At 32.9% G+C, this 23,752-nt stretch carries 18 protein-coding genes; 10 read left to right on the top strand and 8 right to left on the bottom strand.

Going from position 1 to position 23,752, the window contains the following annotated elements; genetic code table 11:
• Window positions 1–28: 28 nt before the first annotated feature.
• A complete protein-coding gene (locus BUB42_RS00300) occupies window positions 29–2,779 on the bottom strand; it encodes a peptidase associated/transthyretin-like domain-containing protein (protein ID WP_073016091.1) in 2,751 nt (916 codons plus the stop codon).
• A 39-nt stretch (window positions 2,780–2,818) separates the two neighbouring features.
• Entirely contained in the window at window positions 2,819–3,742 is a 924-nt protein-coding gene (locus tag BUB42_RS00305; RefSeq protein ID WP_073016093.1) for a GLPGLI family protein, read from the bottom strand.
• Window positions 3,743–3,854: 112 nt separating this feature from the next.
• Here BUB42_RS00305 and BUB42_RS00310 point away from each other — a divergent pair, with 112 nt between their 5' ends.
• Both BUB42_RS00310 and BUB42_RS00315 read left to right on the top strand, forming a co-directional pair.
• Window positions 3,855–4,646 (top strand): hypothetical protein, encoded by a 792-nt coding sequence (locus tag BUB42_RS00310; protein WP_073016094.1) that lies wholly within the window; start codon window positions 3,855–3,857, stop codon window positions 4,644–4,646.
• Window positions 4,646–5,260 carry a deoxynucleoside kinase gene (locus BUB42_RS00315; protein ID WP_073016096.1) on the top strand — a complete coding sequence of 205 codons (615 nt, stop codon included), beginning with the start codon at window positions 4,646–4,648 and terminating at the stop codon, window positions 5,258–5,260. Before BUB42_RS00310 ends, BUB42_RS00315 begins: the two co-directional genes overlap by 1 nt.
• A 950-nt stretch (window positions 5,261–6,210) precedes the next feature.
• Here the strand turns inward: BUB42_RS00315 and BUB42_RS00320 are convergent.
• The 3 genes from BUB42_RS00320 to BUB42_RS00330 form a co-directional block, all read right to left on the bottom strand.
• The gene (locus BUB42_RS00320; RefSeq protein ID WP_073016098.1) at window positions 6,211–8,568 is read right to left on the bottom strand and encodes a sodium-translocating pyrophosphatase; all 2,358 of its coding nucleotides are present in this window, start codon (window positions 8,566–8,568) and stop codon (window positions 6,211–6,213) included.
• Window positions 8,569–8,679: 111 nt separating this feature from the next.
• On the bottom strand, window positions 8,680–9,210 hold the full coding sequence (locus tag BUB42_RS00325) for an inorganic diphosphatase (protein ID WP_073016100.1): 531 nt from the start codon (window positions 9,208–9,210) through the stop codon (window positions 8,680–8,682).
• A 160-nt stretch (window positions 9,211–9,370) separates the two neighbouring features.
• Complete coding sequence (locus tag BUB42_RS00330; protein ID WP_073016102.1) at window positions 9,371–10,129, bottom strand: alpha/beta fold hydrolase; 759 nt, start codon at window positions 10,127–10,129, stop codon at window positions 9,371–9,373.
• 201 nt (window positions 10,130–10,330) lie between these two features.
• Here BUB42_RS00330 and BUB42_RS00335 point away from each other — a divergent pair, with 201 nt between their 5' ends.
• Entirely contained in the window at window positions 10,331–11,704 is a 1,374-nt protein-coding gene (locus tag BUB42_RS00335) for a hypothetical protein (protein WP_073016104.1), read from the top strand.
• Window positions 11,705–11,756: 52 nt separating this feature from the next.
• On the opposite strand, the gene BUB42_RS00340 is transcribed toward BUB42_RS00335, so the two are convergent.
• From BUB42_RS00340 to BUB42_RS00350, 3 genes are all read right to left on the bottom strand, one after another.
• Window positions 11,757–12,611: a DUF4249 domain-containing protein gene (locus BUB42_RS00340; protein WP_073016723.1), complete on the bottom strand. Its 855-nt coding sequence runs from the start codon at window positions 12,609–12,611 to the stop codon at window positions 11,757–11,759.
• Between the two features lie 6 nt (window positions 12,612–12,617).
• Entirely contained in the window at window positions 12,618–14,906 is a 2,289-nt protein-coding gene (locus tag BUB42_RS00345) for a TonB-dependent receptor (protein ID WP_073016106.1), read from the bottom strand.
• Between the two features lie 249 nt (window positions 14,907–15,155).
• Complete coding sequence (locus BUB42_RS00350) at window positions 15,156–15,869, bottom strand: pyridoxine 5'-phosphate synthase (protein ID WP_073016108.1); 714 nt, start codon at window positions 15,867–15,869, stop codon at window positions 15,156–15,158.
• Between the two features lie 114 nt (window positions 15,870–15,983).
• On the opposite strand from BUB42_RS00350, the gene BUB42_RS00355 reads away from it, so the two are divergent.
• The 7 genes from BUB42_RS00355 (at window position 15,984) to BUB42_RS00385 (ending at window position 23,648) form a co-directional block, all read left to right on the top strand.
• The gene (locus BUB42_RS00355) at window positions 15,984–16,643 is read left to right on the top strand and encodes a CBS domain-containing protein (protein ID WP_073016110.1); all 660 of its coding nucleotides are present in this window, start codon (window positions 15,984–15,986) and stop codon (window positions 16,641–16,643) included.
• A gap of 96 nt (window positions 16,644–16,739) precedes the next feature.
• A complete protein-coding gene (locus BUB42_RS00360) occupies window positions 16,740–17,624 on the top strand; it encodes an NAD kinase (protein ID WP_073016112.1) in 885 nt (294 codons plus the stop codon).
• Window positions 17,625–17,786: 162 nt separating this feature from the next.
• Window positions 17,787–18,461: a type IX secretion system protein PorG gene (gene porG, locus BUB42_RS00365; protein WP_073016114.1), complete on the top strand. Its 675-nt coding sequence runs from the start codon at window positions 17,787–17,789 to the stop codon at window positions 18,459–18,461.
• A 5-nt stretch (window positions 18,462–18,466) separates the two neighbouring features.
• The gene (locus BUB42_RS00370; RefSeq protein ID WP_073016725.1) at window positions 18,467–19,207 is read left to right on the top strand and encodes an isoprenyl transferase; all 741 of its coding nucleotides are present in this window, start codon (window positions 18,467–18,469) and stop codon (window positions 19,205–19,207) included.
• Window positions 19,140–21,869 carry a BamA/OMP85 family outer membrane protein gene (locus BUB42_RS00375; protein WP_073016116.1) on the top strand — a complete coding sequence of 910 codons (2,730 nt, stop codon included), beginning with the start codon at window positions 19,140–19,142 and terminating at the stop codon, window positions 21,867–21,869. The genes BUB42_RS00370 and BUB42_RS00375 overlap by 68 nt, the downstream gene beginning before the upstream one ends.
• 11 nt (window positions 21,870–21,880) lie before the next feature.
• A complete protein-coding gene (locus tag BUB42_RS00380) occupies window positions 21,881–23,104 on the top strand; it encodes an OmpH family outer membrane protein (RefSeq protein ID WP_317614884.1) in 1,224 nt (407 codons plus the stop codon).
• Window positions 23,105–23,147: 43 nt separating this feature from the next.
• Complete coding sequence (locus BUB42_RS00385) at window positions 23,148–23,648, top strand: OmpH/Skp family outer membrane protein (RefSeq protein WP_073016119.1); 501 nt, start codon at window positions 23,148–23,150, stop codon at window positions 23,646–23,648.
• Window positions 23,649–23,752: the final 104 nt, after the last annotated feature.

The raw sequence follows: 23,752 nt of genomic DNA on the forward strand, positions 1-23,752 counted from the left end.
GTTAAAACAAAATCCCCTTTTTTAATTTCTAAATATTATACTTTAAAATAAAAGTAACAAACCTTGGCAAAATAACGTTTTCACTCGCGTTGTAACCATTTACATTAAAAGTATTATTTAATCTTGATCTTGTATTGAGTAGATTATTTGCTTGAATTCGATATTCAAACTTGGTGTCTTTTTTTATGTAGTTTAAGCTAGCGGTCATGATTTTGAAATCATTGGCTACACTAGTAGTTTCATTTTTAAATCGGTTAAAAGAATAATCCCAGTTGATATTTAAACCATTTAAGAAATAGTAATTCAATTTTACAGTTGGCGATTGTGTGGTGAAAAGCGTTGCTGCTTGCTCTGAAAAATTAATTCGGTAACCTAAATCTATGTTAGGATATTTTTTAAATTGCGTTGCTAGCGCCAGGTTGTATCCATGATTTACGTTTTCAATACCTTGTATAAATTCTTGAGTATTACCATTAATTAACCTTCTGTTTAAAACGAAATTTTTATTCCAACTTGCAGTAATTCCGCCCGTTACTTTGTAATACTTCTTAAAACTTTTGGAGTAAAATAGATTTCCGTTTAAAGTTTCATTTTCTGCATCTAAATTTAATCGGTCTGAAGTCGAGTAAATGCTTTGGAATAAAATACCATTAACAACCGGATTTTTAGTAGTTGTGTAAGCGATGTTACCAAATATCGTTGTGAAATTGTATAGATTATATTTAGAATAAACTAATCTATGGGTAGTGATTAACGAATTTTCTAATTGTGAATTACCTCTGGCAATACTATTAAAATTAGTAAATATGTAACCTTCTACTAATGAATTGACATCGTTAAAACCATTTTTTACATCAAAATTATATGTTAGATTCTCTGATTTTTTCAAATCCCATCGAGCAAACATATCAGGTAAAAACCGACTGAAATTTAATTGAAAAGGTGTGCTAAATTGTGTGTTGTCAGTATTGTATTGATGAACCGAAAATCCAGGATTGAAGGTAAACTTACCCACAATAAACTTGTAATGAAGTCCTAAAAAAACATCATTAAAATTATATCGTACATCGTTATTGTACGCATCCTCTTCAATTGGATTTACAGTATTGTCTTGTAGGATTTGTAAAATACTAGAATTATAACTTTGAAAAGCATTTGTATTTCCTAGAGTCACATTAAATATACTTTTATTAGAAACTTGATAGTAATAATCAATTTTAACATCAATTTTATTAGTTTTTACAAATCTGGATTGTTGTATGTTTAATGCGTTTTCATTAACAAAAATATTAGAGGGATCATCTGGATTTGATGACGTGCTATTTTGATATGGATTAATTGCAAGTTGGGGATTATAAAATGGATCTTCGTCCTCATATTGATGTTGCATTTCTACAACCCAAGTACTCTTTGGGTTTTGAGTGTAAAATAAATTTAAACTTTGGTTAAATGCTACTGGATCTTGCTTTTGGAATGAAATAATAGAATTGGAACTATTAAAAACAACTCCATTGTTTATCGAATTAAAATTTGTCTGGCTATTATCGATTTCTTCTTGACCATTTTTCCTAAAAAACACATCGTAATCAAGCTGGAAATTATCATTTGCCTTATACTTTGACCCAAGTTTTGAAATGAAAGCATTATTCCTAGAGTCGGTTCTATTATCTCTGTTTTCAAGAGTTGCGATTTCGGTTGTATTGGGTTGAAAAATAGCTCTTTCAGAATTAGTGATGGTCCGATTAAAAGTAGATGAATATGCGGCAAATCCAGTTACGTTCCATTTCTTTGAAAAAGATTGATTTATGTTTAAAGTTCCAAATTTATCACTTGCCTTTGCCACATTATCGACCCCAGAAAGACCAAAGAAATTTCGATTAAGCGTTAATGTAGTTCCGCTTCTACCAATTGTGTTTCTGGCACCACCTGTGATCCTGAAAAAATCTGCAGAGGTCAATGAAACTTCTCCAATATTATTAAAGTTTACGATAGAATTTATGCTTGTTTTGGGCGAATAATAAAACATTTTAGGATTGATAATATACCCTTTGTCATTAGCTAAACCACCACTCACATCCCCAAACCAAAACTTATCTTTTCCCTTTTTAAGTTTTATATTTAGAGCAATATCATCATTATTATTTTCAAGACCTTTCATTTGTGAAACCTCATTGAAATTACGCAAAACTTGAATTTTGTCTACAGCATCAGAAGGAATGTTTTTAGAACCTAATTTCGTATCGCCTTCCATAAATGGTTTACCATTTACAAATAACTTAGCCACTTTTTTACCCTCCACCTGAATTTGCCCATCTGGCATGACTTCAAAGCCAGGAAGTTTCTTAAAAACATCTTCTAGTTTTCGTTCTTCTCCCGTTTTAAAGGAATCTGCATTATAAATAATTGTATCGCCTTTGATAGAAACTGGCATTTCACGTACAATTTCAACACCGTCTAATTCAATCCCGCCAGCATCCATTATGATATTCTGAATTATGTTTTCCGCTTGTGTAATTACTGCAACTTCTTTATTTTGCATGCCAATGTAACTTAACTTGATCACATAAGCCGTTTTAGCTTTTAAATTCAAAACAAACTTGCCTTTATCAGTAGTTATTGCGTAAGCATCCATGGCTTTAGTAGCTTGATTAACCGCCATCACATTAGCCATTTCCAGTGGCATTTTTTCATTATCTAAAATCAAACCTTCAAAACGAATGTTTTGTGAATAAGAAACGGACACTAAAAATAGCATCACAAAAAGCAAGAAATTCTTCATTTAATAAAATATTTATTTAAAAATTGTTGAGAATTAGTTTTAACCTCCAAATCTCATTGGCATTCCACCAGTTGCTCCACGACCTTGATTCATTTCTCTAAAATCCTTCATCTTTTTGATCACGGTTTCATCGTAGTCTTTTTGAGAAATCACTTTCCCTTTAGTTGAAGCCTTAATTTCTACTTTATCTTTAGAATTTAAAACTACTTTAGAGCATAAAGTAATAGTTTTACCATCATTCACTTCTAATATTAAACCTGGCAGTCCCCAATAACTTTCTGGCCCTTGATTTACTGGGATTTCTGGCGTGTACCAAGCCGTAATCGTAATTTCTTTTGGTAATTCAATCGCATCCATGAAATTCGTTTTCTTTTCTTCTGTAGGTTTGGTAGGTTCTTTTTTACCCAATTCTTTTTTATCTTCTTCCTTTTTCGACTCTTCTTTTTTAGGTCGGAAGTTTCTAAAGTCACTGGTGCTTGGCGCTTTGACAGCAGTGGCTTTGTAACAAGTATAACCACCAATTATTCTAGTTTCCGACTCTAATTTCCAATTTAAATTTGTCAACGAGTCTTTTACTAAAAATTCTTTACCCATAAATTCTTTATCTACCGTATAAGATTTCTCTTTAACGTTTTTATATAAAGTTCCGCCGCCGCCAGTCATAGAACTCATCATTCTCATGCCAGCACTTGCTTGTGCAGAGGCCTCTAATTTCTCTTCTTCTTTGTAAATTGATGACGATTTATTGAAATTAAGAATGAATGTTTTTTCAAACATTTTTTTCATTCTTTCTTCAATCATTTTTTGTATGTCAGGAGTCATGTTTTTATTTCCTTCCATTTGAGTTTTAAAATCAGCGGTGCTCGTTTTAGACTCATATACTGCAATTCCTTGAAATTCTTGAGCTCGAAGCCCCACATACGAGGCTATGGCTAATACTAAAGTGAAAATAAGTTTATACATAGTTTTTGATTTATCAAATTAGAGTAAACTATTCTATTTTTGTTACAAGTTTTCTGTTAAATAAGGGTAAGACTAACAATTTTATAAATGGTTTAGTTGTAATTTCGCTTTCATGAAAAATGTAATATGTTTGTTATTTATTTTATCAGTCTCTGTTGTTTCAAGTCAGAACCAGAAAATAAATCCTACCAAAATAAGTACCATTCAATTTAATGGTGATGAGTTCTTAGGATACGATCCTTTTGGTTATCATTATTCGATACAAAACAATGTGTTTTCAAAAATTAACAGCAATGAGAATTTTGAATATAAAAATGTTGCGTTGGGTAGAATTACTAAAGTAGATCTTCAAAATCCTTTGAAAATTGTGCTGTTTTATGAAAATTTCAATACAATTGTCACTTTAGATAATCAATTAAATGAAAGTCAAAAAATCAATTTTTCAGATAGTGCGATTCCTATAGTTGCAACAGCAATTGGCATTGCGTCCCAAAACCGACTGTGGATTTCTAACAGTATGAATCAACAACTAGGACTTTATGATTATTTAAATAACCATTACAAAACTATTTCAGTTCCTTTTATCGAACCAAGTAAAATTTACGCATCTAATTTTAATTATTTTTATTGGATTGACACTAAAAATAATTTCTACAATTGTGATCTTTTTGGAAAAGTAACCTTCAAGGGATTAATTCCTGATTTTGATAGTATTTCGATTGTTAATGAAAGCAAATATATTTATGCTAAAAATTCGATTTTGACTTTAAAAGATTTAGAAAAAGATAAAAACTACGTAATAGAAATTTCAGAAAAATCGTTTAAAAATTTTTACTACAGAGACCAAATTTTATCTATTTTTACCAACGAAGGAATTACCAATTATAAAATCACAATACCATAATGCACATAGCAATAGCAGGAAATATCGGTTCTGGAAAAACTACTTTGACTCGTTTACTAGCGAAACAATTTAGATGGGAGCCGCATTATGAAGACGTCGTTGACAATCCATACTTAGATGATTTTTACCATCAAATGGAGCGATGGTCGTTTAATTTACAAATTTACTTCTTGAACAGTCGTTTTCGTCAAGTCATGCAAATTCGCGAAAGCGGTAAAAAAATCATACAAGACCGAACCATTTATGAAGATGCTCATATTTTTGCGCCTAATCTTTATGCGATGGGTTTGATGACCAATCGAGATTTTCAGAATTATTCATCGCTTTTTGAATTAATGGAATCTACGGTAAAAGCCCCTGATTTATTAATTTATTTGAGAAGTTCAATTCCAAATCTCGTGGGACAAATCCATAAAAGAGGACGCGAGTATGAAAACTCAATTTCTATTGATTATTTAAGTCGCTTAAACGAGCGTTACGAAGGATGGATCGAAACGTATGATAAGGGTAAATTAATGATAATTGATGTGGACAACATCAACTTTGTAGATAACCCTGAAGATTTAGGAATCATTTTCAATAGAATTGACGCTGAATTAAACGGGTTGTTTTAAACACAGATTTACACAGAGATAAAGCAGTCCGTAAAAATAAAAAATATGCCTCAAAAAGCTAGACACTATTTGAGGCATTTTTTTTCTTATCGATATGATTGTCATACAAGTTTTCAGAACTTCAAACGTATTTGAATAATCATAATTAGATCTTCAAACTTACAAAGATTTAAATTGCATTTCCTCTCGTGCTATTTGTCACGCCGGAAGCGTCTCATAAATCTTGCTCTATTAAAAAGATTTAAAATGCATTTTCTCTCGTGCTATTTGTCACGCTGGAAGCGTCTCATTAATGTTACTCTATTAAAAAGATTTAAAATGCATTTCCTCTCGTGCTATTTGTCACGCTGGAAGCGTCTCAGTCATGTCGCTCAATTATAATGATTTAAATTGCATTTCCTCTCGTGCTATTTGTCACGCTGGAAGCGTCTCATTAATGTCACTCAATTATAATGATTTAAAATGTATTTTCTCTCGTGCTATTTTTCACGCTAGAAGCATCTCATTGATGTTACTCTATTAAAAAAATTTAAATTGCATTTCCTCTCGTGCTATTTGTCACTCTGGAAGCGTCTCAGTCATGTCGCTATATTACAAAGATTTAAAATGCATTTCCTCTCGTGCTTTTTGTCACTCTAGAAGCGTCTCAGTTATGTTGCTCTATTAAAAAGATTTAAATTGTATTTCCTCTAGTGCTATTTGTCACGCTGGAAGCGTCTCAGTCATGTCGCTCTATTAAAAAGATTTAAATTGTATCAGGTAACTATTAAACAGATTAGAGTTTTAACAGAAACGCTTCATATTCCGGCTCCTATTTTAATTAAAGAATATGCACTAGAACAGTAATTTACATGTAGCAAATAAAAATGCCTCACTCTTAATTTCTAGAGTGAGGCATTTTTTGCAAACCTCTGTCAAGTTTTAAAACTTTGACAAAGGTTATTTAGATTTTATTTCAAAGCATCAATTTTTGCTTGAACTTCAACATCGGTTCCCTCAAAGTTTTGAACTTCTCTTTTACCGTTTATAATTGTAATTACAGTTGCTGTTGCTTTCCCATCAATATTTGATTTCTCAATTGAAACTTCTTTAGAACTACTTTGAGTTGTGACTGGCTCGGTAATTATTGTATCGCTTCCCTCTCCTAAAATTGGTGCAATTACTAAACCAATCAAACAAGTTAATTTGATTAAAATATTCATTGACGGTCCAGAAGTATCTTTAAATGGATCTCCCACGGTATCACCAGTTACAGCCGCTTTGTGAGCATCAGAACCTTTGTAGGTCATTTCGCCATTAATCATTACCCCAGCTTCGAATGATTTTTTAGCATTGTCCCAGGCACCACCAGCATTGTTTTGAAAAACAGCCCAAAGCACACCCGAAACGGTGACTCCAGCCATATAACCACCTAACATTTCAGCAATTAATTGATTGTTATCGGCATAAACTAATTTTCCGAGTAACACAACTGCAATAGGAAAACCAATTGTTAGAATTCCCGGTAACATCATTTCGCGTAAAGCGGCTTTGGTCGAAATATCAACGCATTTTGCATATTCAGGCTTGGCGGTTCCTTCCATAATTCCGGGGATTTCTCTAAACTGACGACGCACTTCATAAACCATGTCCATAGCTGCTTTCCCCACAGAGTTCATCGCTAGAGCAGAGAAAACTACAGGAATCATTCCGCCCACAAATAGCATCGCTAATACGGGTGCTTTAAAAATATTGATTCCGTCAATTCCTGTAAACGTTACATAAGCCGCAAACAAAGCCAGTGAAGTCAATGCAGCCGAAGCAATTGCAAATCCTTTTCCAGTTGCTGCCGTTGTGTTGCCTACGGAGTCCAAAATATCAGTTCTCATGCGCACTTCTTTTGGCAACTCACTCATTTCTGCAATTCCTCCAGCGTTATCGGATATTGGTCCAAAAGCATCAATTGCCAGTTGCATTGCCGTAGTTGCCATCATTGCTGAAGCTGCTAATGCCACACCGTAAAATCCTGCAAATGCATACGAAGTCCATATTGCTGCTGCAAATAGCAAGACCGTTGGAAAAGTAGAAATCATTCCTGTTGCTAAACCAGCAATTACATTTGTCCCAGCACCAGTAGATGATTTTTGAACAATCGCCATAACGGGTTTTGTACCTAATCCTGTGTAATATTCGGTTACTGATGAAATAACCGCGCCCACTACTAAACCAACAATTGTTGCATAGAAAACACGCATTGAAGAAATTTCTTTAGTTCCTTCGCCAAAGAAATCCATTTTCATAGTTTCTGGCAACATGTATTGCACTAAAAAGAAACAAGCTACAGCCGTCAAAATAATTGAAGCCCAGTTTCCTATATTCAACGCTTTTTGCACTTGAGCCTCTTTAGCATTTTCATCGGTAATTTTTACTAACAAGGTTCCTATAATTGAGAACAATATCCCAAAACCAGCGATTGCCATTGGTAATAATATAGGACCTATTCCACCAAAAGCATCTTGAATATTTCCACCCATGTCTTTGATTACGTAATTTCCCAAAACCATCGCAGCTAGAACTGTAGCCACATAAGAACCAAATAAATCGGCTCCCATTCCTGCAACGTCGCCCACATTATCGCCCACATTATCCGCAATTGTTGCGGGATTACGAGGATCGTCCTCAGGAATTCCAGCTTCAACTTTACCTACTAAATCAGCCCCAACATCGGCAGCCTTCGTATAAATTCCACCACCAACTCTAGCAAAAAGCGCAATTGATTCTGCTCCAAGGGAGAAACCAGCTAAAGTTTCAAGCACAATAGTCATATCGGCTGTTGAAGTCCAAACGCCGTTCATAAAAAAGTGAAAGAAAGCAATAAAAAAAGTTGTTAAACCTAAAACAGCTAGACCGGCAACGCCTAATCCCATCACCGTTCCACCACCAAAAGAGACTTTTAGTGCTTGCGGTAAACTGGTACGTGCGGCTTGAGTAGTTCTAACATTTGTTTTGGTTGCTATTTTCATTCCCATATTTCCCGCAAGTGCTGAGAAAAATGCTCCAAAAACGAAAGCAACAACTATTAATATATGTGTAGTAGGAACAATAAATGAAATTCCGGCTAATACAGCACTGGCGCCTATAACAAAAAAAGTTAGTAATCGATATTCCGCCTTTAAAAAAGCTATAGCTCCTTCATAAATGTAATCTGAAATCTCCTTCATTTTTCCATCTCCCGGATCTTGTTTTAGAACCCATTGTCTTTTGGCAAACATAAAGGCTAATCCAATAAAGGCCATAGCAATTGGCAAGTAAATCATTATTGTATTCATAATTTCATTTTGGTTTTTGGTTAAACTAATAATGTATCTGAACGAAAATAAACAAAAAAGCAACACTCTTGACGGAGTATTGCTTTTTTGTTTATAAAATTTAAAATTTAATTACTTTATACTAAATAATCCTTTTGGTTTATTTTCAATTTGATCAAAACGCTCCGTGCATTCTTTAATGATGGCGTAAGCTTCTTTTACATCTCCCCAACCACCTACATCTACTCGCTTATTTTCAAGATCTTTATAAACTTGGAAAAAATGCTCAATCTCCTTCAATAAATGCGGATTCATATCTGAAAGGTCATTTAGTGAGTTCCAAATTGGATCTGAAACTGGAACGCAAATTACCTTTTCATCCGGTCCTTTATCATCAGCCATGTGGAAAACACCAATAGGTTTAACTTCCATTACGCATCCCGGGAAAGTTGGTTCGTTTACTAAAACTAGCACGTCTAGTGGATCACCATCTAAAGCCAAAGTTTCAGGGATAAATCCGTAATCAGCTGGATACATCATTGAAGAGAATAACATTCTATCAAAACGCATTCTTTTTATTTCGAAATCATATTCGTATTTATTTCTACTTCCTCTAGGTATTTCGATTAAAACATCGAAAGTTTTTAATTTGTCTGCCGTCATTGTCTTTTATCTTATCTATAATTTTGCGAGCAAAAGTAACTAATCTAACTGGCTATTACAATAAAAACTATTGATTTCAATTTATAAACATGAGCACGCAAAAACTAAGAATAAAACACGGTATTCACTTACGTCACTAAAATTAAATTAGACAGAAACTTTAAATAAGAAATGACATTGTTTTTTGATAGAATTCGGCTGGATTTTCGGCGTGAAGCCAATGTCCTGCATCTGGAATTGTTTTAATAATTGCGTTTGGGAACTGTTTTTTTATATCAGCGAAGTCACTATCCAAAATATATCTAGAATTCCCACCACGAATAAACAATGTTGGGTTATTAAAAATCAAGTCGGTGGATAATTCCATTCCAATTTCGTCAATTTTTTCATTGAAAACCGCTAAGTTAAATCGAAAAGCCAGTTGCGCTGGCTCCCGCCAAAATAAACTTTTCATTAAAAACTGTCTTGTTCCAAAATCAGTAATGTATTCTGAAAGCGTGTCTTCTACTGCAGATCGGCTTGGTTTAGTAGAAAAATCTACTGCATTTAATCCCGCTAAAATATCTTGATGGTGCTGCGGATATAATTTTGGACCAATATCAGCAACAATTAATTTAGCGACTAAGTCAGGATGTTTAGCTGCTAATAACATGGCCACTTTTCCACCCATCGAATGACCAATTATAAATATGTTTTCTAATTCATGGATGCGGCAATACTCCGCAACATCTTGAACCATGACTTCGTAACTAAAGTCTTCAGAATGCAAACTTCGGCCGTGATTGCGTAAATCGAGATTGTGAAGTTGAAAATCAGCTGAAAATTGTGAGGCCAATGTTTTCCAATTGTCAGACATTCCAAGAAATCCGTGAAGGATTAGAAGTGGTTGTCCTGTGCCAATTATATTTGAATATAACATTTTTTAATTTTAATAATGTTGAACAACAAATATAACAATTGAATTTTTATTTTTACTGACTAGGTTTTGAAGATATTTACAAAAATATCATTAAAAGTGGGTATTGCACAAAATTATTAATTACTTAATTTTGCAGCGCTATTAAAATTAAACAATATTTGTTTCCCAACATTAATAGTAAAAATCAGTAAATAAAAAACTATGATTAAAAAATTCCTTCTACTAGGACTTGTTGTCGCTCAAATGACAACTTCATGTAGCAATGATGACACCGAAAACAGTCAAACAAGCTCAGAGAACCTAAATGATCAAGTTGCAAACTTGATGAAACAACCTTATTCTAAACTAACTCCAGCAGAGCAAAAAGTAAAACTTGAAGCTGAGGCAAATGCAATGTTAGTTCAAATGAATAAATCGAAAACTTCTGGAGCCGTTGAAGCGATCCAAAATTTAGGAAATTTATTAGATGTTAATTCAGTTGATATATTTAGCGGTAAGAATAATAATAAAATTGCAGACATCCTAAATGTCTCAGGTGTTTATGGTATTTACACATGGAATAGCACTAACAAATTATGGATTAAAACGATTTCAACCACTGAGCTAAAGTTTGTTTTTCCTGCGAAAGCCTCTCAAACATTAAACAATGCTGTACTGTCTTCTACTGCAGTTTCATCTGATATAAAAGTAAAACTTTCAGACACCAATGGAAACTGGGTATACAATCCAAACACTCAGGCTTACACGCAAACGCCTGCGATAAATGATGAATTTTACTTACCTACTTCAGTTGATGCCATCTTAACTATTGATAAAGCCCAAGCAGCAACTTTTGTAACTAAAGCTAAATACTCAAATGGAAAAGAAACTCCAGATGAATCAAGCTTTAAAATGGTATTAAATGATGGTTATACTTTCGAGATTAGTGGCAAAAAAGGAGATCCAAATTCAGCTCAATCGATATTTACTTACAATAACAAAAATCTAATAAAATTTACTGCTGGCAGTACTGCAAAGATTGATGCGTTGTTAGAAGATGATGTATTAGTTTCTTATCGAGGAAAAGCTAATGGGCTTGTTGAGCTTATGGATAATTTTATAATCGTAGCTGATTTAGATTTGGCTACGTCAGGAAAAGAAGACGAAGCTTTAGAAAAAAGTTTGATTTACCCACCAGAACTTGACTACTCAGATCCTAAAGCGGACTGGAAAGGTTACTTTACTGCTTGGAATAATTATGATAAAAAAGAAGTAGACGGGAGCGTTGCAAACTATAATAAAAACATGAAGTTAATTTTGGTTTCTAAAAAAGATGGAACTAAAATTGCTGATGTTGTTTCCCGAGCAGAAAAAGGATATGCCTCCACCCTTAACTTGCCAATTTGGAATTCGACAGACAAATATTGGGATTGGTGGAGTGACAAAGGGGAATTATTTACTCAGCAATATTATGATGAAGTATTTTACCTAAAATTCAACGACGATACAGAAGTAGAAATGAGTGCCTATTTTTCAACTGGATTTGATGATTTAGAAAAAAAATTCGAAGATTTTTTAAAGTCTTTTGAAAGATAGATTTCTTTAAAAACTAGATTAAAACCAAACTGAATACTTTTTCAGTTTGGTTTTACTTTTTTGCAGCAGTTCTAACTATAAGTGTACTTTGACCGTAACCCGTCCAAAGCCCTAAACCACCAGATATGTTTGATTTTAAGCTCGTATTTGAAGGATAAATTGGATTTCTACCATTTACTATTTCGTTTTGCCAGCTATTCCAAAAATCAAAAGCTTCCTTATTTAAAGTTTTTAACTTTACATAAATTAAATCACCATCAGTAAAGTAAGGCTTGAATTTCGTTTTAGGAAAAATCAATATCCCTCTATTTATTTGTATAGAAACTGCGCTTGAAGTGAATCTATCATCATTGAGATTTCCGTAAAAAGCAGGTACAAAAATAGGTTCCTCTTTATCGATTCTTGTTGTTATTTGATAGTAATTCTTCTCTAAAACGGGGTCGTTGAAGGTTATAAACACATAACCTGTTGTATCTTGTGTATTCTCCTTAATGTACGTTGCAGTTTTTAAAGCAACTGTTTTAGGGATTATTGTTGTTGCTTGAATTGTTCGATCTAAATATTCTATTTTCAAAGAGTAATTTTTTCCTGACTCTCCAACTAATTCACTGCCGTAATAAACAAATGGTGGAATTCGGCTGTTATTCCTTTTCAATCTAAGAATTTCCTCCTTTTGTCCATCGGAAACAGTTACTTTCGCTGACCTAATCACATTATTTAAAATTGTAGTTGAGTCAACTGAAGCTGCAATGGGAATACTGGTAGACAATATCACTTGTGCATAATCGCCGGATTCAATCCATCCTTCAACCACAATTTTAGATTCTAATTGGGTACTATTTTCAAAATCATTGTGGTTGCAACTTATTAAAAGCAAACAAAAAATCAATAAAACAAATTGTTTCATAATCATCTAAAATTTAAATCTCCAGCTTACTGAAGGTAAAATGGAGTATAAGGTTTTTCTTTCTGGGGTAACTTCTATTTTTTGCTTTTCCGAATCAATTGAAACATTCAAAACGGTGTATATTGGATTTACGATATTAAAAGTATTGAATATTGCAAAATTAAGAGCACTTTCCTTGTCTGATTTTTTTATAAAAAAATAGTTAATAGATAAGTCAGTGCGAATATAATTTGGCATTTGTGCATTATTATATTTACCATATTCCTTTACTGGATTATTATTTATAAAGTACCACGATGTAGGTGTTGTAAAACGATTTCCAGAGCTAAAGATTTGTGTTAATCCAAAATTCCATTTTGGATTTAAATCATAAGTCACTGCTAGTGCCAAATTATGTCTACGATCAAATTTAGCAAAATACTGCTCTCCAGCATTTATTTTATCAAATCGACGATTTGCCCAACTTAAAGTATAACTCAGCCAACCTTTAAAATTACCATAATCTTTTTTTAGCATCGATTCTAAACCATAAGACTTTCCGTTTCCAACTATAACATCATTTTTAAAAGATGATATTTCATTAAATTGTGTCACCCCATAAGGGTATTCGATCAAATTATTCATTGTCCTATAAAAGCTGCTTAGTGAAAGGTCCAGCTGTTTTTTTAATTTTTGATTATACCCCATTGAGAATTCATTTGAAGATTGAGCAGGTATTCCATCAGAACTTGCTACCCAAAAATCAGTTGGAATTCCAACACTAGATGTTGTGATCAGATTTAAGTATTGATTCTGAAGCGTATAAGAAACAAAAAAAGAAGTTTTTTCCTGAGGAATATAATTTAATAGTATTCTTGGTTCTGCACGAAAGTAAGATGTCTTTCCGTTAATAGACGAATAATAATTAATTCGCAAACCCAATTCAGTGAAAATCTTATCAGATAAACTTGGTTTTGCATTGACATATACCGCCAGATTATTTGCTCTATTGATTACTGATTGCTGATTGATACCGTTAGAACTTAGATTACTAACTTCTATTTTTTGCGGTTGCAACTCATAAGTGCTCCATTGCATACCTGTTTCGTAGGATGTATCTCCAATCGAATACGTTACTGCATTAGAAAATCCATAATCTTTAATCATCGAAGATATTCGCATTTGTACAGTTGCTTGTTCCAAATTGAGGCTATTTTCATATTTAGAAAAATAAACTAAATTAGTCATGACAATTCTGTCGGATAATTGATACCGCCAATTAGGTGAAATGGTAGTATTACTCCATTTCAAATTTGCATTGAGTGCGAGATTTGAATCTGATATTCGTAAGACATCACCGCTTGTAAAAGCATCGATTGTCAGCATGCTACTTTTTTTAAAAGCAGCAATAAAAGTCAAGTTACTATCACCAAAAGTGTATCGTAAATCCTTAACATCACTATTCTCATTATTATCAAAAGAACCTATTAAAGGAGCGATAATTTCGTCTATATATGTTTTTCTGCTGGAAATGTAAAAGCCCATTGCGGGGCTTATTGGCACTGCAAAGGTCGCTTGAGAAGCTAACAATCCTAAATTCCCTTTTACAGAAAATTTAGTTGGTATACTTTTATTATTTAAGACGGCAACTGTAGCACTTAATCTTCCTCCGTTTCTTGCATTTGAATTAGATTTATCAAAATGAACTTCTTGAACATGGTCTGCATTATAAAAAGGGAAAACACCCAGTAAATGAGCCATTCCATATATCGGAGCATCTGCATAAAGCATTAAATTATGTCCTGGTTCACTACCTCTAACGTATAAATAGCCATTTGCATCACCAGAATTTTGTACTCCAGGGGTAAGTTGTAATAACTTAATAATATCCGGAACTCCCATTATAGAAGGTATGGATGCTAGTTTTTCCGGAATAAAAGATAAAGTGTTTCCTGAGGAAACGGAAATCATTTTTTTTGACCTTGACAAAACGACAACTTCTTTTAAAGAACTGCTTTCATTTTCCAAAATAAAGTTCAGCAATGTATTTCTTTCAAAGTATTTGTTTACATTTTTTGAAATAAAACCAACACAATGTACTTCAACGGTATAAAAATCATTTGGTAAATCAATTTTGTAAGCGCCATTATCATCCGTTGTGACGTTATAACTTTTGGTTTTCGAAATAAATAATAAATCAGCATTAAAAACAGCTTTTTGATCGTTATTTTTTACAAAACCTTCTATAGTATTTGCGGACTGTGCTGGAATCTTAATACTAAATAACAAAAAAGAAAATAATATAAATGCTTTCAATAGTTCATTTTTAAGAAAGCGCTAAAGTAAGCATTTTCAGTAAAAATTACTAGTTTTAAACGTATTTGATCTTACTAAATATTAATAAAAACAGCACGAAAATAGTTGTTCTTTCGGTGCTGTTTATTCCATTGTAATTAACAAAGTAGAGATTACTAATTATATCCCGCCGACGGTTCAAAAAAAGTATTGTAACAAATAGCGCAACCATTCTGTAACGCTTGCAAAAGATTGTCTCGCCTAATTATTTTATTTTAATTTTTGTAAATACATATTTATTACGTTATCTAAACCTAAATATAATGCTTCACAAATGAGCGCATGACCAATAGAAACTTCCAGCAAATTTGGAATATTTTGTTTAAAAAACTGAATGTTATCTAAACTCAGATCGTGACCTGCATTGATTCCAAGCTCAAGTTCATTCGCAAAAATAGCTGCGTTCACGTACGGATCAATACCTCTATGATTGCCCAAACCATATTGATGAGCAAAAGCTTCGGTGTATAATTCTATTCGATCCGTACCCGTTTTTTTAGCTCCTTCAATCATTTCTTTAACTGGATCTACAAAAATAGAGGTGCGAATTCCGTTGCTCTGAAATTCTTGAATCATTTCGGTTAGATAGGCTTGGTTTTTTACCGTGTCCCATCCTGCTGACGAAGTAATGGCACCAATCGCATCTGGAACTAAAGTTACTTGCTCTGGTCTACATTCTAATACTAAATCGATAAAATTATGTTGCGGATTTCCTTCAATATTAAATTCCGTATAAACAACTGCTTTCAAATCACGGGCATCTTGGTAACGGATGTGACGCTCATCAGGACGAGGATGAATTGTGATTCCTTGCGCACCAAATTTTTGAATATCGGTCGCTACTTTCAGTAAATTAGGGGCATTTTGACCACGTGCATTACGCAACGTGGCTATTTTATTGATATTTACACTTAACTTTGTCATTAAAATTCATTTAAATTTTGATAGTATTATTTACTTAGAGCAAAAATACAAAGTTAAATCTAGGAGTTTTTGCTTAATTTTGATTATTTTGCATCAAATATCGCCCATTACTTTATGACAGAAATAACAGAATATATTACCAATGATTTTAAAGCAATTGACAGTCAAGATTCAATCTCCACTGTACAGTCGTTTTTTGACGATTTGCATTTTTCGCATTTTCCAATAATCGAAGAAGGAATCTATATTGGAAGTATTGCATCAGAAGACTTACAAACATTTGATATTGAAAAAAAAGTAATTGATTACAAGTTTACCCTCGAAGGTTTTTTTGCTCGAACGACTACAATCTGGCTTGATGTACTTGAAATATTTGCAAAAAATCATACCAATTTAGTTCCCGTTTTAGATGAAAGCAACGCCTACGTAGGTTATTATGAAATTGAAGATATCATGAAGTTTTTTCATGAAACCCCCTTTTTGAAAGAACCAGGGAGTATATTAATTGTAAAAAAATCAGCAGTTGAATACTCAATGAGTCAAATAACTCAAATTATAGAAAGTAATAATGGCAAATTATTAGGAGTCTTCATTTCTGATTTAGATGCACAAAATGTTGAAGTAACATTAAAGCTAAGCATTGGAGCCATAAATGAAATTATTCAAACTTTTAGAAGATATGATTATGAAATTATATCTGAGCATGAAGAAGACAATTACATCAATAACTTAAAGGAGCGCTCTGATTACCTAGAGAAATACCTTAATATATAACTAATAAATTAAAATTTTTACTTTCCCAAAAATTGACTTCGTTCATCATTATTTTACATTTCTCATTACAATATTTCATCCCTTAACTTATCAAAAATGAAAGTAGCTATATACGGTCAATATTATCAAAACAGCACGCAACCTATTATAAACGACATCTTTGTTTTTTTTATTAAAAATGGAGTAGAAATGATCATCGAAGCTGACTTTTTAGTGATGCTTCACGAACGAAAAATTGTTGAAAACGAATACAAAACTTTTAGCTCCCATACCGAACTCGATTCTAGTTTTGATATGCTGATTAGCATAGGTGGCGATGGAACAATTTTGCGAGCTGCAACATTAGTTCGAGATTCAGGTGTGCCTATTCTTGGCATCAATGCAGGCAGATTGGGCTTTTTAGCAACGGTCCAAAAAGAAAATATTGAAACGTTTATGCAATTTGTGATTGATAAAAAATACACAATCTCAAAAAGGGCTTTGATAAGTTTAAGCTGTACGCCAAGAAATGAATCAATCGAAGAAATGAATTTTGCGATGAATGAAATCACTGTAAGTAGAAAAGATACAACATCAATGATTACGATTGAAACCTACCTGAATGACGAATACTTGAATTCGTACTGGGCAGATGGTTTAATCATTTCAACACCTACCGGATCCACAGGTTATTCCCTTAGTTGCGGTGGCCCTATTTTAACTCCTAATGTAAAAAGCTTAGTAATAACACCAATAGCTCCACACAACCTTACCGCAAGACCGCTTGTAGTTCCAGATGAAACTGAAATTCGCTTGAAAGTAAGTGGAAGAGAACCTTACTATTTAATTTCTTTAGATTCTCGTGTTACTTCTGTGAAAAACGAATCCATATTAATTCTCAAGAAAAACCCATTTCAAATAAATATGATTGAAATTCCTGAAGAAACTTTTCTAAAAACGCTCCGTAAAAAATTACTTTGGGGAGAAGATAAACGGAATTAAATCATTTTACATTACTGCGATACGATTTTATCATAATTAAACGTTTATCAAAGCAAACACTTACTCATTTCCAAAAGTTGTATATAAAAAAACAACAGATTTAACGAAATGGGTATTGAAACGAATTGATAATTATTATATTTGCACGCAATTTTTTACTTAATGAACAAAATTTTTTATTTATTTATAAGCGTATTCTCAATGATGGGAGTGCAAGCTCAAATTCATGAGGTTGGCGTTTTTCTAGGCGGTAGTAATTACATTGGCGATATAGGAAGAACCGATTATATTGCACCAAATGAACCAGCTTTAGGGCTGCTGTATAAGTGGAACAAAAGCCCTAGACATTCTTTCCGCATTTCTTATATTCAATCAGATATAACCGCAAATGATTTAGATTCAAAGGAAAGTAGTAGAAATAATAGAGGCTACCGAATTAAAACTAATTTACATGAAGTATCTCTTGGATTAGAATTTAATTTTTTCGATTTTAATCTTCATGATTCTTCCCCTAAAATAACACCTTATGTAGCTTCTGGGATCAGTTATTTTTTCGCAAAATACACCTTAACTAATGATGCATTAAGTACTTCATTTACTGATAAAATCGCAAGAGGTAATTCATTAGCAGTACCAATGATAATTGGAATAAAGTCAAATATAACGCCTCACTTTATCTTAGCCATTGAAACTGGAGCGCGCTATACGCTATCTGATAATTTAGACGGAAGTTTAGATCAAAATCTTGGTAATTTAAATAACAATGATTGGTTTGTGTTTTCAGGAGTTACTTTAACGTACACTTTTGGACAAAAACCATGTTATTGTTCACAATAAATAAAATGAATTTGTTACAAAATATTGACGAAACTAGAATTCCTAGACACTTAGCTATCATAATGGATGGTAATGGACGATGGGCCAAACAGCAGGGACTTTTAAGAGCCTTGGGGCATGAAAGCGGAACAAAATCAGTGAAAGTGATTATTGAATCTTGTGCCACATTAGGAATTGAATTTCTTACACTTTATGCATTTTCAACTGAAAATTGGAATAGACCTAAGTTAGAAGTAGAAACCTTAATGAAAGTGCTTATCAATTCACTAAAGAAGGAGCTTACAACTTTACAAAAAAACAACATAAAGCTAAATGCCATTGGTAATTTAGAAAAGCTGCCGAAATCTGCGCTCCGAGAACTTCTTGATGTAATCGACAAGACCAAAAACAATACTCAAATGACACTGACATTGGCATTAAGCTATGGGTCAAGAGAAGAATTAGTTAATGTCGTAAGAAATATATGTACTAAAGTTAAAAATAATATAATTTCATTAGACGATATTGACGATTCCATTATTAATGAGCATCTTTACACGCGAAATTTGCCAGACGTAGATTTATTAATAAGAACAAGTGGAGAACATAGAATAAGTAACTTCTTGTTATGGCAAATTGCCTACGCAGAATTATATTTTACTGATATATTGTGGCCTGACTTTAAAGAACAAGATTTATATGAGGCTATCATTAGTTATCAAAAAAGAGAACGCAGATTTGGAAAAACAAGTGAACAAATTAAATAATTTTTTAGTGTTAAATACAAGCATAAAAATAGCTCTTACAGTTTTACTTTTTGGAGGTTTTATAAGCGTTAAGGCGCAAGAACGAGTTCCATTTGATCAGGGCAAAAAATACATTCTTGCAGATGTAGCCATCGTAGGAGAAATTAGTTTTAATTCACAAACTGTTGTAACCTTTTCTGGTTTACAAAAAGGACAACAAATTACTATTCCAGGAGAAGAAATTAGTACCGCAATAAAAAAATTAGGGAAACTAGGTTTATTTGATGAAATATCTTTTTATGTAAATAAAATCGAAAATGACAGCATCTATCTTGATTTGAATATTGTTGAGCTTCCCAAGTTAAATGAAGTAAAAATTGTTGGCGTTAAGAAATCAAAAACAGAAGCTCTTATAAAGGACAACAGTTTGAATAAAGGTAAAGTAGTCAATGAGAATTTGGTTACCACTACTAAAAATTACATCGAAAATAAATACAAAAAAGATGGATACTACAACACCAAGGTAAACATCAATACCGTTAAGGATACCGCTACAATAAACCAAGTCAACATGCTTGTATCTGTCGATAAAGGCGATAAAGTCAAAATTCAAAAAATTGATTTTGTTGGAAATACAAAATTATCAGACAAAACTTTAAGTAAAGCAATGAAAGATACGAAACAGAAAAACATCCTTCGTGTCTTAAAAGTATCTAAATTCATTAAAGAAAAATACAAAGCGGATTTAGAAAAAGTTATCGCAGCTTACAAAGAAAAAGGGTATCGAGATGCACGAATCATTTCTGATTCAGTTACATACAACAAAGAAAAAAATCTATTAAATATAAAAATAAATGTTGAAGAAGGTAACAAATACTATTTTGGAGATATTAAATTTTTAGGAAATACTATCTATACAGATCAAGGTTTAAGTCAAATATTAGGAGTAAAAAAGGGTGATACTTATAACGGTGTTTTATTGGAAAAAAGAATTGCTGACAAATCTAAACCGGACGCAGAGGATATTACGAACTTATATCAAAATAATGGATATTTATTCTCAAACATAAATGCCGTTGAGGTTAAAACTGCTAATGATACTATTGATTTTGAAATTCGTGTTACTGAAGGTCCAATAGCGTACTTCAACAAAATTACTGTGGTAGGAAATGACAAAACAAATGACCGAGTAATTTACCGTGAATTAAGAACCAAGCCAGGCGAAATTTACAGTAAGGATCAGTTAGTAAGAACAATTAGAGAAATAGGACAATTAGGATTTTTTGATCCAGAGGCAATTGACCCAAAATTTAAGAATGTAGATTCTGGAGCGGGAACAGTTGATATTGAATACAATCTTGTTGAAAAGGGAGCGAGCCAAATTGAATTACAAGGTGGTTACGGCGGAGGAGGATTTATAGGAACGCTAGGATTATCGTTCAATAATTTCTCTGCTAGAAATTTATTAAAAAAAGACGCATATAGGCCACTTCCTATGGGTGATGGACAAAAGGTTTCGTTGCGTTTACAAGCTAGTACTTTCTTTCAAACATATAGTGTTTCGTTTTCAGAACCATGGTTTGGTGGTAAGAAACCAGTTTCTTTTAGCACCTCTATTTCCTACAGCAAGCAATTTCTAAATAATTTCATAACACAAAGAGCGGATAGAACAAAAAGTTTTGACATCTTGACACTTTCTGTTGGTATTGCTAAAAGGTTAACGGTACCCGATGACTTTTTTGTATTATCGCAATCAGTGAGCTACCAGCATTTTGCTTTAAACAATTATAATACTGGTTTATTTACCTTTGGAAATGGTACTTCTCGAAATTTAGCATATACAATAGGACTGACAAGAACTAGTAAAGGAGTAAATCCAATATTCCCAACTTATGGATCAGAATTTAGTGTTTCAGCAAAATTAACACCTCCATACTCCTTATTTAATGGTGTTAATTATGCAACATTGAGCGATCAGAGAGAATACAAACTTACAAACACAACAGATAGACTAAATGTTCCCGATGCGAATGGAAATATTGTAAATATTGGTGATTTTATAGATGCAAATGGCAATAAGGTAGCTAATTTTTCACAAGCTGCTGCCGATATAAGTAAAGTTGACCAGAAAAAATACAACTGGCAAGAGTATTACAAAGTGAAATTTAAAGCAGATTGGTACACAAAGCTATATGGTAAGTTAGTACTACGAACATTAACCGAATTTGGATTTCTTGGAGCCTACAATCAAGATAGAGGTGTAATTCCATTTGAGCGTTTCTATCTTGGTGGCGATGGATTAGCTAATTTTGCAATGGATGGTAGAGAAAATATACAATTAAGAGGATATCCTAATAACTCTTTAACACCAACTAATGATCGTGGAGATCAAATTGGCGGTACTGTTTTTAACAAATTCTCAATGGAGATAAGATACCCAATTACGTTGAAAGCCTCAGCTTCAATTTATGCACTAGCTTTCATGGAAGCGGGATCAGCATACAGTGATTTTAAAAGCTACAATCCTTTTGACCTAAGTCGCTCCGCTGGTGCAGGAATACGTATCTTTATGCCAGCATTTGGTTTATTAGGAATTGATTTTGGACATGGATTTGATGCGTTACCGGGACAATCACAACCAAATGGATGGGAAACTCATTTTATTATTGGACAACAATTTTAAAAATTTGATTTATGATGTTTATAAAAAGCTATAGCAGAAAAAAAGAAATTTTATATCTATTTTTAGCCTTATTTACAACAGCGCTTTGCAACGCTCAAACAAGAGGTACTAAATTAGGATATATTGACATGGAATATATTTTAGAAAATGTAGCTGATTATACCGAAGCTAAGAATCAACTAGAATTAAAAGCACAAAAATGGAAGTTAGAAATAGACACTAAAAAAATTGAAATAAACAAGCTAAAAGATTTATTGAAAGCAGAGAGAGTGTTGCTTACGAAGGAATTGATAGAAGAAAGAGAAACCGAAATATCATTTCTCGAAAATGAGAATTTAGAATATCAGCAGCAAAGATTTGGCGCTAATGGAGATTTGATTACACAAAAATCAGTTTTAGTAAAACCCATTCAAGACCAAGTTTTTACGGCCGTTCAAGACATTGCTGAACGATTAAAATATGATTTTATATTTGACAAAACTTCTGATCTAACAATGCTTTTTGCTGCCAAAAGGTTTGATATTAGTGAGCAAATATTAAGAGTTTTAAATCGCACTGATAAAAGAGAACAATTAACTAAAAAACAGTTGAAAGAGGCTGAAGCATTAGAAAATAAAGAAGATGCAATAGATGAAAATCCGGTACTTGCAGATAGAAAAAAATTATTAGAAGAGAAAAAAGCAGCTAGAGATAAAATTATAGAAGATAGAAAGTTGCTTCAAGAGCAAAAGAAAATCGAGTTTGAAAATAAAAAGAACCAAATTCAAGCAGATCGAGATGCTAAGAAAAGTGGTGTTACTAATTCTGTACTTCCCACCGATGCCAGTCCAACTTCTACAGCCGAAGCGGATGCAAAAAAACAAAGCGTCGATGATGCAAAACAGAGACAAGCAGAAGCAAAAGCAAAGATAATTGAAGATCGCAAAAAAATTATTGAGGATCGTAAAATTGACATAGAAGCGCGAAAAAAGAAAACTTTAGAAGCAAGGGACTCCAAAAAAAATGGCACGGTTTCTGACAAGGATGTAAAAGAAGACACAATATCGGCAACAATACCCCTTGATCCTAGGAAAGAGGCAATAAAAGAGGCTGTTGAAAAACAAGCGGCGGCAAAAGCTAAAACAATAGAAGAGCGAAAAAAAATCTTGGAAGATAGAAAGCGCGAACTTGAAGAACGTAGAAAGAAAATCTTAGAAGAGCGAGAAGCTGCAAAAAAAGCTAAGGAGAACAATTAAATCAATTACAAACAATAATTACTTACTTAATATTTTAAAAATGATGAAACAATTCAAAACTTTATTAATTGCTGCAATTTTAACTTTAGGAGCAAACCAAATCAGTTCTGCACAAGCAAAAACAGCTCATGTTGATGTAAGTGAAATTATGGCAAAAATGCCAGCAATGTTAGATGCTCAAAAACAATTGGAAAAATTGAGTACAACCTATGACGCTGACTATAAAAAAATGGTTGAAGAATACCAAGCTAAATTAAAAAAGTACGAAGCTGAAGCTGCTACCGTTACAGAAGTTGTAAATGGAGATCGCTCAAAAGAAGTACAAGATATGCAAAAGAGAATTGTTGATTATAGAGACAATGCTCAAAAAGAATTACAACAAAAAGAATCGGATATCGTTAAACCATTGATGGAAAAAGTGAGAGCTTCGATTCAAAAAATTGGCAAGGCAAAAGGATTCCAGTACGTTCTTGATGGAACTTCACTTTTATTAGCAGATGGTCCAAACTTAACAATGGATGTGAAAAAAGATCTAGGATTTTAAATCTAAAACGTTACAATTTAAAAAACCGCTCAGCAATATTTGCAATGAGCGGTTTTTTTAGTTTAAATGATTTTTTAGGAAAATTAAACTACACATACTAACTT

The sequence above is a fragment of the Flavobacterium micromati genome (assembly GCF_900129585.1).
Lineage (GTDB): Bacteria > Bacteroidota > Bacteroidia > Flavobacteriales > Flavobacteriaceae > Flavobacterium > Flavobacterium micromati.